At 68.3% G+C, this 13,129-nt stretch carries 17 protein-coding genes, 1 tRNA gene and 1 pseudogene; 10 read left to right on the top strand and 9 right to left on the bottom strand.

The genetic code is table 11. The annotated features are described in order from the left end of the window. Window positions 1–95 precede the first annotated feature (95 nt). Window positions 96–218, top strand: a pseudogene (locus tag MET9862_RS29985) (DUF6456 domain-containing protein); the annotation flags it as partial. Between the two features lie 101 nt (window positions 219–319). On the opposite strand, the gene MET9862_RS08615 reads toward MET9862_RS29985, so the two are convergent. The 5 genes from MET9862_RS08615 to MET9862_RS08595 all read right to left on the bottom strand — a co-directional run bounded on the left by MET9862_RS08615 (window position 320) and on the right by MET9862_RS08595 (window position 2,793). Then, the gene (locus tag MET9862_RS08615) at window positions 320–742 is read right to left on the bottom strand and encodes a SufE family protein (protein WP_142582628.1); all 423 of its coding nucleotides are present in this window, start codon (window positions 740–742) and stop codon (window positions 320–322) included. 165 nt (window positions 743–907) lie between these two features. Beyond that, window positions 908–1,351, bottom strand: a complete 444-nt coding sequence (locus MET9862_RS08610; protein ID WP_142582627.1) for a hypothetical protein — start codon at window positions 1,349–1,351, stop codon at window positions 908–910. Further along, entirely contained in the window at window positions 1,348–1,695 is a 348-nt protein-coding gene (locus tag MET9862_RS08605) for a hypothetical protein (protein WP_142582626.1), read from the bottom strand. The genes MET9862_RS08610 and MET9862_RS08605 overlap by 4 nt, the downstream gene beginning before the upstream one ends. A 58-nt stretch (window positions 1,696–1,753) precedes the next feature. Next, complete coding sequence (locus MET9862_RS08600) at window positions 1,754–2,131, bottom strand: hypothetical protein (protein WP_244612632.1); 378 nt, start codon at window positions 2,129–2,131, stop codon at window positions 1,754–1,756. 320 nt (window positions 2,132–2,451) lie between these two features. Beyond that, window positions 2,452–2,793, bottom strand: a complete 342-nt coding sequence (locus tag MET9862_RS08595) for a curlin repeat-containing protein (RefSeq protein WP_142582624.1) — start codon at window positions 2,791–2,793, stop codon at window positions 2,452–2,454. 528 nt (window positions 2,794–3,321) lie between these two features. Between MET9862_RS08595 and MET9862_RS08590 the strand changes: the two genes are divergently transcribed. The 5 genes from MET9862_RS08590 to MET9862_RS08570 all read left to right on the top strand — a co-directional run bounded on the left by MET9862_RS08590 (window position 3,322) and on the right by MET9862_RS08570 (window position 7,739). Beyond that, complete coding sequence (locus tag MET9862_RS08590) at window positions 3,322–5,424, top strand: hypothetical protein (RefSeq protein ID WP_142582623.1); 2,103 nt, start codon at window positions 3,322–3,324, stop codon at window positions 5,422–5,424. A gap of 81 nt (window positions 5,425–5,505) precedes the next feature. Continuing rightward, window positions 5,506–5,904, top strand: a complete 399-nt coding sequence (csgH, locus tag MET9862_RS08585) for a curli-like amyloid fiber formation chaperone CsgH (RefSeq protein WP_142582622.1) — start codon at window positions 5,506–5,508, stop codon at window positions 5,902–5,904. Next, window positions 5,889–6,404, top strand: coding sequence for a hypothetical protein (locus tag MET9862_RS08580; RefSeq protein WP_142582621.1), 516 nt, complete (start codon window positions 5,889–5,891; stop codon window positions 6,402–6,404). Before csgH ends, MET9862_RS08580 begins: the two co-directional genes overlap by 16 nt. A 41-nt stretch (window positions 6,405–6,445) precedes the next feature. Beyond that, window positions 6,446–6,739: a curli assembly protein CsgF gene (locus tag MET9862_RS08575; protein ID WP_142582620.1), complete on the top strand. Its 294-nt coding sequence runs from the start codon at window positions 6,446–6,448 to the stop codon at window positions 6,737–6,739. 70 nt (window positions 6,740–6,809) lie between these two features. Beyond that, the gene (locus MET9862_RS08570) at window positions 6,810–7,739 is read left to right on the top strand and encodes a CsgG/HfaB family protein (protein WP_142582619.1); all 930 of its coding nucleotides are present in this window, start codon (window positions 6,810–6,812) and stop codon (window positions 7,737–7,739) included. Between the two features lie 118 nt (window positions 7,740–7,857). Here the strand turns inward: MET9862_RS08570 and MET9862_RS08565 are convergent, their stop codons facing one another. Further along, complete coding sequence (locus tag MET9862_RS08565; RefSeq protein ID WP_142582618.1) at window positions 7,858–8,160, bottom strand: hypothetical protein; 303 nt, start codon at window positions 8,158–8,160, stop codon at window positions 7,858–7,860. 161 nt (window positions 8,161–8,321) lie between these two features. Between MET9862_RS08565 and MET9862_RS08560 the strand changes: the two genes are divergently transcribed. Together MET9862_RS08560 and MET9862_RS08555 are read left to right on the top strand one after the other, a co-directional pair. Beyond that, entirely contained in the window at window positions 8,322–9,197 is an 876-nt protein-coding gene (locus MET9862_RS08560) for a lytic transglycosylase domain-containing protein (RefSeq protein ID WP_438616605.1), read from the top strand. Between the two features lie 98 nt (window positions 9,198–9,295). Continuing rightward, window positions 9,296–9,372: transfer RNA gene (locus MET9862_RS08555), tRNA-Arg, on the top strand. An 86-nt stretch (window positions 9,373–9,458) separates the two neighbouring features. Here MET9862_RS08555 and MET9862_RS08550 read toward each other — a convergent pair. Beyond that, window positions 9,459–10,043: a hypothetical protein gene (locus MET9862_RS08550; protein WP_142582617.1), complete on the bottom strand. Its 585-nt coding sequence runs from the start codon at window positions 10,041–10,043 to the stop codon at window positions 9,459–9,461. Window positions 10,044–10,510: 467 nt separating this feature from the next. On the opposite strand from MET9862_RS08550, the gene MET9862_RS08545 reads away from it, so the two are divergent. Next, the gene (locus MET9862_RS08545) at window positions 10,511–11,386 is read left to right on the top strand and encodes an outer membrane protein (protein WP_142582616.1); all 876 of its coding nucleotides are present in this window, start codon (window positions 10,511–10,513) and stop codon (window positions 11,384–11,386) included. 124 nt (window positions 11,387–11,510) lie between these two features. On the opposite strand, the gene MET9862_RS08540 is transcribed toward MET9862_RS08545, so the two are convergent. Together MET9862_RS08540 and MET9862_RS08535 are read right to left on the bottom strand one after the other, a co-directional pair. Then, entirely contained in the window at window positions 11,511–11,729 is a 219-nt protein-coding gene (locus MET9862_RS08540; protein WP_142582615.1) for a hypothetical protein, read from the bottom strand. 127 nt (window positions 11,730–11,856) lie between these two features. Continuing rightward, window positions 11,857–12,270, bottom strand: a complete 414-nt coding sequence (locus MET9862_RS08535) for a UCP034077 family protein (RefSeq protein WP_142582614.1) — start codon at window positions 12,268–12,270, stop codon at window positions 11,857–11,859. A 72-nt stretch (window positions 12,271–12,342) separates the two neighbouring features. Between MET9862_RS08535 and MET9862_RS08530 the strand changes: the two genes are divergently transcribed. After that, entirely contained in the window at window positions 12,343–13,095 is a 753-nt protein-coding gene (locus MET9862_RS08530) for a TerC family protein (RefSeq protein ID WP_142582613.1), read from the top strand. Window positions 13,096–13,129: the final 34 nt, after the last annotated feature.

Below are 13,129 nucleotides of genomic sequence, written 5' to 3'. Positions count from 1 at the left end.
GCCAGCTAAGGTTGAAGTCGAGGAGGCGGAGCAGGTCGAGCCGGAGATCGACCCGAACGACCCCGACTTCAAGCGGGGCGTCGCCGACCGCCAGGCCGGCCCGCTCGGCCAAGGTCGTGGCCCGCATCGCGCTGGCACGGCTGGCGGCGCATTACGGGCTGGAGCGGCAGGCGACAGGCCCGGAGACGGCGCGGATGCGCCTGTGGCGGGAGGGATGAGGCCGTCCGGGCGAGCTGGGGCCCATGTCCGGGCGAGCCTGGGCCCAGCCCGCGCGACGGGTTGTGCGCGGCGGGCCCGCCCTTGCGCGGACGGGGCCGGATCAGGCCGCGAGGCGGACCGCGTCGCGGTGGATGCGGTCGGCCATGGCGCGTACCCCGTTCGAGCGCTTCGAGGTGACGTGGGAGCCGAAGCGCAGCTGCCGGAACAGGTCCAGGCCGTCCGTCTCGGCAGCGTCCCGCGGGCTCTTGCCGCCATAGAGGGCCAGCATCAGCGCGACGAAGCCGCGGACGATGAACGAATCGCTAAAGCCGTGCAGGACCAGCCGGGGCCCGTCGCCGGTCTCCTCCACCGCGGTGTCGATCCAGACCTGGCTCTCGCAGCCATGGACGCGGTTGGCCTCCGTGCGCAGGCTCTCGGGCATCGGAGGCAGGGCGCGGCCGAGTTCGATCAGGTATTCGAGGCGCATGTCGTCGTCCTCGATGATCTCGAAATTCTCGATGATGGTCGCGATGGGGGGCAGCATGGCGGCGCTTTTCGGGTCGTGTGCGGGATGCGAGCCGATATAGGCGCTCGCCCCGCCCGAAGCGACCCGCGCACGCGGCGCCTTTGGACGCCCCTCACGCGACGCCCGACGGCCGGGCGATCGGCCTCACGGCACGACGCCGCAGCGGACGCCCTGTGGTGGAAGCTACTCCGCGACGACGACCCGCAGCGATCCGAGGCCCAGTTCCTCCGCCTCGCCGTCGATCACCGCGCGCACGCTGATCAGGCCGGGGGAGACGATGTCGAGCGGCGAGAGGATCAGGCTCGCGGAGGCCACGATATGCCGCGGCGCGACGAAGCCCGGCTCCAGCTCCGACACGAGCTTCCGCTGGGCCGGGACGTTCAGCGTCTCGATCCGCTCGTCGAGGATCGGATCGCGCCGCCCGGGGACGTAGCAGCGCAGGGACAGCGATCGGAAAGGCTGCTCGGCCGCGGTCACGACATAGGTATGAATACAGAACTTCGACAGGACGCACGGAAAATCGTGGGAGACGAAGATCGCAGAATTATAGCACCCGATAAAACTCAATTTTCCACCGACTTCGTTTCGTATGTCGTCGCAGAAAATCGAATATCCGTAGCGCTTCATGCCGCGCAGCTCTTCGTTGGCTCGCCGGCACAGGCGACGCGGAAGACAGGCGGCGGCGGCAGCGTCGATGTCACGGTGGCCGCGACACCGTGGATATACGAGCCCTGGTAATGCACGACCGATCCGGTCGCAGGGCTGTTCTGGCCCTCGGACGGCGCATTCGAGCGGACCTCGAACACGATCGACCGGTCCAGCGCCCAGGCCAGGTCGGCGATCGCGCGCAGGGTCAGCGGCCGCGTCCCGGCGAGCTGCCCGTTGATCGCGGAACTGGGCAGGGCGAGCTTCTCGGCGAGCGCCCGCGCATTGAGGCCGGACAGGAGCTTCTCCTCCAGGAACGCCTTCACGAGCTCTTGGCGGACATAGTCAACGAAACGGCCGACTGTCGCGGATCTCGCCCCGAGATCAATTTGATATGACGTCATCCGGCGTCGTTCCTTCCCCGCAGAGTTCTTTTGCAAGACTCATTTCGCGTCGCAAGCGTCGAATTTCCAACCGATAGCCACGATACAGATCGTGATCTTTTATGTAGTCCGCCCAGCCCCCATAGGCGGCGATGAAACAATCTTTTGCGGGGAACCAACCGAAGATCCGCATGTCCGGCGTCTTGAATTCCCAGACGGGATGCCTCTCGACCTTGATGCAGCGAAAATCCCACCGGTTGCGAAAGGTGTCTCCGACGATGAAGCGATGGAAGATCGTGTCGATCTGTTCGATGACGGATGTCTCGACTCCCAGCCTCGAAGCTTCCGACGCCCGCTCACGCTCCTTCAGCCATTCCACGAAATCCCGCGTTCCGTAGAGCCGACGGACCGGCAACTCCCGCGATCCGAGAGACACTTCTAAACGAAGTATCGACGGATCTCCAAGTAGGTTAGTGAGAGCATCCACCAAATTCACGCGCGGGTCAAACAGGGGACGACCGAACAGCTATCCCACTTATCATAGATCGGCAAAGGCAGAAATCGTGCCACGACTCTCGTGTACGTAATCGTGCTCAGCAGTGCTGACAAATCATTCAGGTTGTCAAATCCAACGATCGATCTTCTGCGTCGTCCGTCTGTGCTCCGCTCCCAGAGTGAAGCACAGTCCGTTCATCTCTCTCAGCGACTCCGCCCGGTCTGAGAGATCACCGCGACATTTCCTTGACCCTGCTGGAAGAGCGCCGCGACGTTACCGCCGCCGGACTGCGTGATGGTGCCGCTGTTGTAGGCTCCCACTTGGACCACCTGAGCGATGTTGCTGGCCGGGGCTGCGGCAGCGGCGGCGCGCGCCGCGCCGAGATCGACCGGCGTCGCGAGCAGCGTCCGCAGCGACGCGGCCGCCGCCACCGCCGCGGACGCGGCCGAGGCGGTCTGCTGAACATAGGCCTCTTCCGCGCGCGCAACGCCGGCGGACAGCAATCCTGCAGCCGTAACCAGGGCGAATACCGATCTCTGGACCATGGACACGCTCCGACAAGCAAAGTCCAAGTGCTAAAAGGACCCGGTTAGCCCTTCGTTAAGGACAGTGCCCGGCGCAACAGCCGCAGAGGCCGCGAGCCTCCGCCCCGGAGACGTCGCAGCGTTCAGCGCCGCGCTCTCTCCTGTCCAGGCGGCATGAACATCAGCAACCCGGCAGATATCGGACGGCGGCCAAAGGCCGAAACCAGCCGGCCCGGTGGGTCAAACTACTGTAAGACCAAAGGCGTAGGCAATTCGAAGCAGTGCCTCGCGCATCCATACAGAATCCGCGCGATGGCACGAGATTGCGCGCGACGCAAGTGGCACGAAACTCAGTCAACCTGACAATTTGGAGGCAATTGAAGCTCAGAGGGACGGCGCCGGCGCCGCCAAATTAACCGAAATTTAATCAGGGTACTTGCTCGCCGACTGTTAAGAAGTCATTAACACAGCTGAGAGGCGGGGAATGGTCTCCACCTCCACAGTGGTCGCAGTCCAAGCGACCCGCCAGGACAGAGCAGGCATCACATCATGAAGACGTCAGTCGCTTTGGCGCTCGTGCTCGCCAGCACGACCTCTGTTTTCGCGCTCGACAACGAGTCGTTCATCGCCCAGGTCGGCGCTCAGAACAACGCTCTCAGCGAGCAATCCGGCGGCAACAACAATCAGGTGACCTTTCAGGCCGGCGTGAAGAACCAGGCTGTCACGCAGCAGAGCAAGGCCGGCACGAAGAAGAACACCTCGACCACGGCGCAGATCGGCGCGCGCAACGGCTCGATCGTCGGCCAGACCCTCGGCAACAACACCCAGTCCACCCTGCAGGTCGGCGTCGCCAACGCGGCGGTCACCTACCAGAAGGGCGGCGATGCCGGGAAGAACGACTCGACCACCGCGCAGTTCGGCGTGAAGAACAACGTCCTGGCCGAGCAGGACGGCGGCAACAACACGCAGCGCGCCCTGCAGGTCGGCGTCGGCAACGTCGCCACCGTCGCGCAGTCCGGCGCGAGCACCACCGCCGGCAACACCTCGACCACCCTGCAGTTCGGCGTGCTCAACGCCGCCTCCGTGGTCCAGAAGAAGGGCGACAACGTCCAGTCCGCCCTCCAGGTCGGCGTCGGCAACGTGGCCATGATCGACCAGAACGGCGGCAGCGCCGGCAAGAACGACTCGGTCACGGCGCAGTTCGGCGGCCGCAACCTCGCCGTCGTCGGCCAGGTCGGCGGCAAGAACGACCAGGGCACCCTCCAGGTCGGCTTCGGCAACTCCGCGACGATCAGCCAGACGAGCGTGACCGCACCCGCCGGCAACAGCTCGACCGTCGAGCAGTTCGGCGTGAAGAACGCCGCCATCGTCGGCCAGAGCGGCGGCAACAACAGCCAGGACACGTTCCAGGCGGGCGTGCGCAACTTCGCCTACACGAAGCAGATCGAAGCCTCGGGCAGCCGGACCAACGACTCGACCACGGCCCAGTTCGGCCTCAACAACGTGTCGTTCGCCACCCAGACCGGCGGCAACAACGATCAGGGCACGCTGCAGATCGGCGCCTTCAACGTCGCCTCGACCAGCCAGAACAGCAACGCCCAGGGCCTGACCAACACCGCCAACACGACGCAGATCGGTGTCGGCAACAGCGCGCTGACGACGCAGAGCTCGAGCGGCGCGCCCGGGCAGAGCGGGAAGCTGCAGTACACCGGCAACATCCACACCTCGTCGACCTACTACACGCCGAAAACTTACGGCTTCCTGTCGATCAACTCGTGGAACACCTTCGCTGGAGGAGATCGGCCGTTCAGCGGAGAGACCGGCGTGATCCAGAATCTCGTCGCGCCCTATCGCGGCGGCACCAACGTGGCCTCGACCCTGCAGGTCGGCTCGGGCAACAGCGCTATCACCTCGCAGACCTCGACGGGTGCCCGGACCGGCGCGAGCCTAACGCTTCCGTCCTTTAGCTTGCCTGTCGGCTGGACCGGCAAGAATCAGTTCCTTGGTCTGCCGACCTCGCCGATCGCCTACGGTCAGGTGACCGCCTCCGTCTACGCCCCTGAGATCGTTCCCCTCAACGGCGTCGACAACAACTCCTCCGTCGTCCAGCTCGGCAGCAAGAACGTCGCCCTGACGAACCAGAAGGGCGCCAGCCTGCTGCCGACCTCCAACAACTCGACCGTGGCGCAGATCGGCGCGCAGAACTACGCGGTGGTCGGCCAGGAGAACGGCTCCAACCTCCAGGGCACCCTGCAGGTCGGCTACAAGAACGCGGCCGTCACCAGCCAGACGAATGGCCAGACCTCGGCCAATCTGAACGGCGCGGCGACCGTGCAGATCGGCGCCAAGAACGCGGCGCTGACCAGCCAGCAGACGAGCCTCGCGACCACCATCGCGAACCCGCTCGGCGGCCTCGGCGCCAACGGCTCGCTGATCGCGCAGGTGGGCTACGGCAACACCGCCAACGCGTTCCAGTCGACCGGCCCGCAGGCCATGATCGGTGCCAACACCCAGGCGACGATCCAGGTCGGTGCGAACAACTACGCCATGACCTCGCAGTCGACCGGCGGCTACTCGTCCGGCGGCGTGTCGAACAGCTCGGTCACCGCGCAGTTCGGCTACAAGAACGCGGCCGTGACCGTGCAGCGCTGAGGCGGCTCCACAGGCGGCGGGCCTCCGGGCCCGCCGCCACCCCGCCGGCCCGTCCTCGACATCCCAGAGCGCCAGACTGCCATGTGCTGCGCCCTCTCGCCTGCCCCGCATCGGGCAGGAACCCGTTTCCACCGCACGCTGTCCGGGTTCGCGGCCGCCCTCGCCGCCACGATCCTGCCGGCAACCCCCTCGGCCGCGGCCGTGACCTGCCGGATCCAAGCCGAGCCCGTCGCGGGCTACCTCCGCCTCCAGGCGCTCGCCCGCTCCGACGAAGACCTCCAGGGCCGCTACCTCTTCTCCCTGAACAAGCACAGCGCGACCGGAACGAGCCGCAACGTGCAGAGCGGGAGCTTCGCGCTCCGGCCCGGACAGGACGAGGTCCTCTCGACGGTGACGTTGGATGGATCGGCGGAGGGGCACTACGCGGCCAACCTCACCCTCGAGTGGGATCAAGGAAGCACCTCATGCCATTCTCCCTGACCCGCGGCGCCCGCATGCTCCGCCGCTGCGCCCGCGCCGCGGCCCCCGCCGCGCTCCTGCTGGCCGCCACGGCCGGCGCCCAGGCCGATCCGGTCTACGTCGCCCAGATGGCGAACGGCGTCTCGGTCCCGATCCAGCTGATCCAGCGCCCGGCCGCCGCAGCGGTCGCGCCGACGATGGCGCAGCCCATCACGCCGCCGATGCCGACCCCCGAGATGGCCGCCCGCAATGCCGGCCACCAACTCGCCCAGACTCTACAGATCGGCAATGGCAACACCGCAGGTCACCTGCAGGTCGGCACCAACAACGTCTCGACAGCGGCCCTGATCGGCAGTGGCAATAATTTGGGCGTGTTGCAAGCGGGCAGCAACCTTCAGTCGAACCTTGTGCTAGTCGGTACTCAAGGACTAAGCGTTGGCGTAATTCAGCCACAGGGATCGGCGCCCATCAATATGCTCATCGCACGCCTTCCCAATGGAGGCCTGTTGATCAAACGTTAAGGGGTGCTCTGTAGCTTGTTTTACAGAATAGGAACTTGCAAATGAAGATTTTGCTTACCATTGCACTGTCGGCGGCCTGCGGCGCAGCGGCCGCCCTGCCGGCAGCTGCAACCGAGCAAGTCTACCGGCCGGTCAGCCCCACCTTCGGTGGCAACCCGCTGAACGGCACGTTCCTGCTCTCCACGGCGCAGGCCCAGGGCTACGGCGCCAAGTCGGGCCAGAACTCGCCCGACCTGTCCGGCCTGAACCAGGCGCTCAGCAATCTCGGCAATGCCGGAACGGTGGCGACACCGACGATCATCATCAATGGCACGTCCATTCCGACGAATCCGTAAGATTTTATAAGGCTGCAAACAATTATAAAAATAAGCACATAAAATAAGCACATTCAGGGGGCGAAGTTCAATGTTGAACGTCGTAAAGCATACCGCAGCCGCGGGATTATTGTCGTGCGCGCTGAGTGCCTGCATTGCGACGACCGGCAGCGTCCTTGACCCGGCGACCCAGCCGGCGACGCTCGTCCCGCTGACCAAGACCGGCGTCATCCTCGACAAGCTGCCGCCGCCGGTCCAACCGCTCGACGTCGCGGTCTACAGCTTTCCCGACCTGACGGGACAGAACAAGCCGAACGACAACTTCGCCGAGTTCTCGCGCGCCACCACCCAGGGCGGCGCCCCCATCCTGATGGATGTCCTGGTCAAGGCCGGCGGCGGACGCTGGTTCAACGTCGTCGAGCGCAACGAGCTGGCCTCGCTGCTGCAGGAGCGGCAGATCATCCAGAACACCCGCACGGCGGTGGAGGGCCCGAAGGCGAAGGGCCTGCCGCCGCTCCGGTTCGCCGGCATCGCCCTCCAGGGCGGCATCGTCGGCTACGATTCGAACGAGACGACCGGCGGCATCGGGGCGAACTACCTCGGCATCGGCGCCAACACGCAGTACCGGCAGGACATCGTCACGGTGGCCTTGCGCGCGGTGAGCGTGCAGACCGGGCGCGTGATGGCCTCGGTCACCACGACCAAGACGATCTACTCGGTCCTCGTCAACGGAACCGTGTTCCGCTTCGCTGCCGTCGACCAGCTTCTCCAGGCCGAGGCCGGCTTCACCAAGAACTCGCCGACGACGCTGGCCGTGCGCGAAGGCATCCAGCTCGCGGTCTACTCGCTGATCTTCGAGGGCGCCCGCAACCGCCTGTGGCGCTTCAAGGATGCCGAGGCCGGCGAGGCGTTCCTGCGCGCCCTCGACGAGCAGCGGCGGGCCGTCGATTTCACCATCGGGCCGGCGGACGCGCCGGAGGCGGCGGCCCCGGCCGGCACGGTCGTGGTGGCCAAGAGCTGAGAACCCGCGCGCATTGTCCGCGGACGGGGTCGCCGGTTCCGCGAAACAGAGCGCGTCGAAACGAAGGCTTGGGAGCCGCCCGATGGTCGCGGCGGCTCGGCGGGTCTGGCCCGCGGCGTCAGCGGGTGATGGGCCGGGCCTGCTGGGTCGCCGTGTAGCAGGTCGGCGAGGAGGCGTTCTGGTCGTTGCAGGTGACCGGCGCCGACGAGCCGCGGACGGGCGCGTTCTTGGCCTCGGATTCCGAGATGGGGCGCGCGGGGGCGGTCGAACGGTCGGGCGCCTGGGTGATGCGGGCCTCGGAGGCCGGGTCCAGCGTCCCGGCGCCGTGGGCCGGGCGGCGGGCGGGATGATGCCGGCCGTCGGCGGCGAGCCCGGCGGTTGCGAAGAGGATGGCGAGCGTCGTCGCGACAATCCTGACCATGATCGGACCTCCTGGGCTTCGAAGCGGGAGATAGGGCAGATGCTTCCACACAACAAGACAGACAACCGAAACGTGAGGTGATCTTCAGAAGATCGATTCTCGTCACCCTGCGGCAAGACTTCATCCATCCCCTCTCGACCATGCGGGCAAGGACTCGACACTTGCGACCTCTGCTCATCCTCCTGGCCGGCGCCACCCTGTGCGGCGCTCTGTCGACGGCGCGGGCCGGCTCGATCCCGGACGGCCTGCCGGCGGAGGGCGAGACGCGAACCCTGCAGCTCAAGGCGGACGCCACCCTGCCCATCCTGGTGCGGGCCGCCTCGCTGCCCGCCCAGGCGATGCCCGCCACCGGTCCGGTGCGGGACGTCACGGAGGTGAAGCGCATGGCGCGCGAGGCGGCGGCGGCGCATGCCGTGCCGATCGACTACTTCCTGCGGCTCATCAAGCAGGAGAGCGGCTTCAACGAGCGGGCGGTCAGCCGGGCCGGCGCACAGGGCATCGCCCAGTTCATGCCGACCACGGCCGCGATCCGGGGCCTGAAGAACCCCTTCGATCCGGCCGAGGCCCTCCCGAAATCCGCGGCCTTCCTGAGCGAGCTGACGCGCCGCTTCGGCAATATCGGCTTGGCGGCCGCGGCCTATAACGGCGGCCCGGGACGGGTCGCGAACTGGCTCGCGGGCAAGGGCAACCTCCCGCTCGAGACGCGCAGCTACGTCCTCGCCATCACCGGCCGGACGGTGGAGGATTGGGCCCCGCCCGGAACACGCCTGCGCGAGGCCGCATCCGGCCTGGCCCTGCTCCAGGGCGAGACGTCGCGCCGGGCCAGGATCTACAAGCCGAAGGACTGGGAGCTCGAGCTGCTTCACGCGCTCACGGCCCAATCCTCGGCCGCGCAGAAATCCGCGCCCCAGGACGTCAAGCTGGCGACCACGCTGGCGGCGGCCACGCCGCGCGGCGGCAAGAGCCGGCCCTTCGCCTCCCGGGCGGCCGCCGAGGGCGCCCTGTGCCCGAGCTGCCTGATCCGGAGCAGCTATTGAGGCCGGCCCCGGCCCGTCCGGCGAGCCATTTTCCGCGCACAGGTCGGCCCTTGACCCTGAGAGCCGACCGTGGTGTTTCGGCCGGCGCTGGCACCTCAGACTCCGTAGCTCAGCTGGATAGAGCAGCCGCCTTCTAAGCGGCAGGTCGTAGGTTCGAGCCCTACCGGGGTCGCCAGTCCGCGCCGACGACGACAGTCTCCGGACCGCGATCTGCCTTCAAGCGGTGGCGCCGAACCGGTATCCACGTCGGTGGAGAGCGCTCTAGATCGGCAGGCGATCACCGATCCTGAGGCAGCGATCCACCCGGCTGCAGGCTGCCGCCTGCTCGCGCTTGCCCGGGCAGGATTCCGTGCACGCGTTCAGGGTGCCGTAGAGCGCATCGAGCGCGCCCTCGGCCGCCCTGTCCAGGCAGGCCGACCAGCATGTCGAGTTGAAGAAGCGGTCGCCCGCCGCGAAGCAGCGCGCCACCTGCCGCCGGCCGCTCTCGGCGAGACCGGCGGGCGAGGCTCTGCCCCCGCGCGCGGCCGCTCCGGCCTTTCGCGCGTCGAGGTAGCGTCTGATCCTCTGGATGACGCCCGCATACGCGTCGTCGACACGCGGATCGCCGGCCGGGGGCGGCGCCAGGCCGGAGCGCGGGCGCGCGGTCAGCGGCTGTGCCTCGCGCCACAGACCGTCGAGTTCCGCCTGCGTCCGGGAGGCGTAGGAGGGAAGCACGCCCAGGCAGAAGTGGAGTTCGTCATCGGTCGGCGTCGCACCGGGCGCGGCGAGCGGGTGGGACAGGCCCAGGCCGACGATGAGCCCCGCAAGCGCAGCGAGACCCGCAGGGGCGAGAGGTTTGCGGCCCATCTCGATCGGCCTTCGTCGGATTTCGCAGGTCGGGAAACTGGCTTCCCCGAGAGCGATGTCCAGAGGCAGGCCCTGTCGCGCCGGCCTGGTCGATCGTGCCGGCTGGGTGACGAGCCTTGGGCCGGTTCCCGCGTCTGAGCGCGGCCATCGGATGATGGGCCGGAGGATCCGGGGCGCGGCCGCAGGAACCGGCAAGATTTCCAGGCGTGTCCGGATCTATTTCGCGCGCCGAGCGGCCCGTCGTTCTCAGGCTGCGGAGCATTGTGTTGATGATCCTCTAACGCGCGAAGGGCTTTCACCGGCATTCACCGGAGGCCGATCATCGATGTGCGCTCCCGCACATGGAGAATGATCGTCCGGACACCCCCGAAATCGGTGTTGCGTCGCAGCACTACCGGGGGAGCGGCCGATCTGGTTTTCCATGTCCTCACGTTCCCCGGATGGACGGGGAAGAAAGGACACGGACCATGAAGAAGCTTCTCCTCGCATCGACCGTTCTCGCCGGCATGACCGCCGCCGCCGCCGCTGCCGACCTTCCGCGCCGCGCTGCCCCGCCGCCGGTCTTCACCCCGGTGCCGGTCTTCACCTGGACGGGCTTCTACGCCGGTTTCAACGCCGGCTACGGCTTCGGCACCGGCAATGACCGCGGCGCCACCGTCGCCGCCGTCCCGGCCGCCTACGGCGTCTTCGCCAATCCCGGCCCGCAGGTCATCGCCTTCGCCGGCCAGCGCTCGGCCGAGGGCTTCGTCGGCGGTGGCCAGATCGGCTACAACTATCAGTTCACCCCGGGCTCGGGCGTGGTGGTCGGCGTCGAGGCCGACGCCCAGTACGTCGATTTCGGCCGTGACCGGAACCGCTTCCTGGCCACCAGCCCGCTGGCCGCCGGCGCCGCCGCCTTCAACCCGAACGGCGTGACCGGCCTCGACTACTTCGGCACCGTGCGCGGCCGCCTCGGCTACGCCTTCGACCGCACCCTCGTCTACGCCACCGGCGGCTTCGCCTACGGCTCGGGCGGCGGCCGCGACTTCGGCCTGCCCAACTTCACCCGCGACGAGTTCCAGACCGGCTGGACCGTCGGCGGCGGCGTCGAGTACGCCCTGCCCACCGACTCGTTCCTGAACTTCTTCCGCTCCTCGGCCGTGACGCTGAAGGTGGAAGGCCTGTACGTGAACCTCGACCAGGGCAACCGCAACAACGGCCTGTTCGCCGTCGGCGCCACCGGCATCCCGGTCGCCCTCAGCAGCACCGGCGTCACCGTCATCTCCGGCGCCACCAGCCGCCGCAACGACACCGAGTTCGCCGTCGTCCGCGCCGGCATCAACTACAAGTTCGGCTCGTACTGAGCCCGACGGCTGGCTTAAGCGTCCCCAGCCCGATCAACCTGGCCCGCTGAGCCGCGAAACGCCCCGGGAGCCCTGCTCCCGGGGCGTTTCCGCGTCCGGTCCCGACGCCGCCGGATGCGGTCTGTCAGCGGCGCGTGAAGTAGAGGTGCTCCGCCCGCGCGAGGACCTTCTCGCGGAAGCTCTGATAGTCCTCCGAGACCAGCTCGCCGACGGTCGTCGGCAGGGCCGCGTGGATCTCGGTGAAGGTCCGCCAGTCGCGCTCGACGAAGTGGTTGATGATGGCGCGCAGGGTCGCCACCGTCGCGACCTCCGTGATCGCCGCGTCCTCGCCTTCGGTCATCATCGCTCTGCCTCCCGTCGATTCACGAGAGGGCAATGTCGCCGTGCGCGCCGGCCCGGCGCAATCGGCCCGCCGGCGGGCCGAGGAGACAGCGGGCCGCCGCTGTCGGCGCACGCGCTCCGCAGCCGCCTCAGGCGCCGCGCGTCCCGCTGGTGATCCGGTAGCGGAACGGCCGGCCGGCGACCGCGCCGCCGAGCCCCTCCGTGAGCGGCAAGGGGAAGCAGGCGCCCAGCGCGCCGAGCGCCGCGGCGACGAAATCGCGCCGGCTCGGCTCGTCGCCGACGAGGCGGGAATGGGGGATGCGCGGCCGGCCCTGCAGGCTCCCGTCGCGCCGCACGGTGAACAGCACGGTGACCTCGGAGCCGGACGCCTCCTTCGGCATCCGGATCCGGCCGGTGCAGGTGCCGAGCCTCGCCCACATCTCCTGCAGGGTCGAGGCCGGCTCGGCCCGCGCCGCCGAGATCGGGCCGATCGCCAGACCGATCACGACGAGAAGCGCCGCGCCTGACCGCGCCCTCTCAATTCCGCCCAGGAGCCGCGCCATAGGCCCGGCACCGAGAGAGATCCGGGTTCCCGCGGAGGCCTGCGGGCAGCTCCGGTCCGAAAGGGTCCGCGCGTGGATCACTACCTGACCTCCGCCTTCCTGCTGTCCCTGCTCCAGATCGTCTGGATCGATATCGTCCTGTCGGGCGACAACGCGGTGGTCATCGCGCTGGCCTGCCGCGGGTTGCCGCCGCGGGTCCGGCGCGTCGGCGTGATCCTCGGTGCGCTGGCGGCGGCGCTGCTGCGCATCGCCTTCGCCGTCATCGTCTCGTGGCTGCTCGCGGTTCCGCTGCTCAAGGTCGCCGGCGGCCTCGTGCTCCTTCATATCGCGGTGAAGCTGGTACGCGGCGAGGAGGAGGCGGGCAGCGCGGTCACGGAGGAGGCGAGCCTCGCGCGGGCGATCCGGACCATCGTCGTGGCCGATGCGGTGATGAGCTTCGACAACGTCGTCGCGGTGGCGGGCGCGGCGCGGGGGCACGACGAGCTCTTCGTCATCGGCCTCGCCCTGTCGGTCCCGCTCCTCGTTCTGGGCGCCAGCCTGATCACCCGCCTGATCGAGCGCTTCCCCATCCTGATCTGGTTCGGCGGCGGCCTGCTCGGCTGGGTCGCCGGCGAGATGATCGGCACCGACCGGTTCGTGCAGCAGGGCCTCGCCGAGGCGCTGCCCGTCGCGCTGCGCGGAAGCCTGCCGGTCGGGCTCGGGGCGTTCGGGGCGCTCCTCGTCGTCGGCCTCGGGGCCCTGATCCGGCGGCGCAGCACCCGTGCCGTAGCGCGCGAGCAGGTCGCGGCGCTGGCGGTGGCGGAAGCCGACCTGCTCGGCCGCTGAGCCTGCCGCCCGGAACCGGCACCCCACCCTCGCG

It is taken from the genome of Methylobacterium symbioticum, from assembly GCF_902141845.1.
GTDB classification, from domain to species: Bacteria; Pseudomonadota; Alphaproteobacteria; order Rhizobiales; family Beijerinckiaceae; genus Methylobacterium; species Methylobacterium symbioticum.
This window is presented reverse-complemented; position numbering and strand designations above follow the sequence as displayed.

What these genes read in the sequence shown, in the direction of transcription:
- MET9862_RS08575 (WP_142582620.1), top strand. Translation starts at nt 6,446, where the DNA reads ATGAAGATTTTGCTTACCATTGCACTGTCGGCGGCCTGCGGCGCAGCG.
- MET9862_RS08595 (WP_142582624.1), bottom strand. Translation starts at nt 2,793, where the DNA reads ATGGTCCAGAGATCGGTATTCGCCCTGGTTACGGCTGCAGGATTGCTG.
- MET9862_RS08615 (WP_142582628.1), bottom strand. Translation starts at nt 742, where the DNA reads ATGCTGCCCCCCATCGCGACCATCATCGAGAATTTCGAGATCATCGAG.
- MET9862_RS08570 (WP_142582619.1), top strand. Translation starts at nt 6,810, where the DNA reads ATGTTGAACGTCGTAAAGCATACCGCAGCCGCGGGATTATTGTCGTGC.
- MET9862_RS08545 (WP_142582616.1), top strand. Translation starts at nt 10,511, where the DNA reads ATGAAGAAGCTTCTCCTCGCATCGACCGTTCTCGCCGGCATGACCGCC.
- MET9862_RS08540 (WP_142582615.1), bottom strand. Translation starts at nt 11,729, where the DNA reads ATGATGACCGAAGGCGAGGACGCGGCGATCACGGAGGTCGCGACGGTG.
- MET9862_RS08550 (WP_142582617.1), bottom strand. Translation starts at nt 10,043, where the DNA reads ATGGGCCGCAAACCTCTCGCCCCTGCGGGTCTCGCTGCGCTTGCGGGG.
- MET9862_RS08610 (WP_142582627.1), bottom strand. Translation starts at nt 1,351, where the DNA reads ATGAAGCGCTACGGATATTCGATTTTCTGCGACGACATACGAAACGAA.
- MET9862_RS08590 (WP_142582623.1), top strand. Translation starts at nt 3,322, where the DNA reads ATGAAGACGTCAGTCGCTTTGGCGCTCGTGCTCGCCAGCACGACCTCT.
- MET9862_RS08535 (WP_142582614.1), bottom strand. Translation starts at nt 12,270, where the DNA reads ATGGCGCGGCTCCTGGGCGGAATTGAGAGGGCGCGGTCAGGCGCGGCG.
- csgH (WP_142582622.1), top strand. Translation starts at nt 5,506, where the DNA reads ATGTGCTGCGCCCTCTCGCCTGCCCCGCATCGGGCAGGAACCCGTTTC.
- MET9862_RS08565 (WP_142582618.1), bottom strand. Translation starts at nt 8,160, where the DNA reads ATGGTCAGGATTGTCGCGACGACGCTCGCCATCCTCTTCGCAACCGCC.
- MET9862_RS08580 (WP_142582621.1), top strand. Translation starts at nt 5,889, where the DNA reads ATGCCATTCTCCCTGACCCGCGGCGCCCGCATGCTCCGCCGCTGCGCC.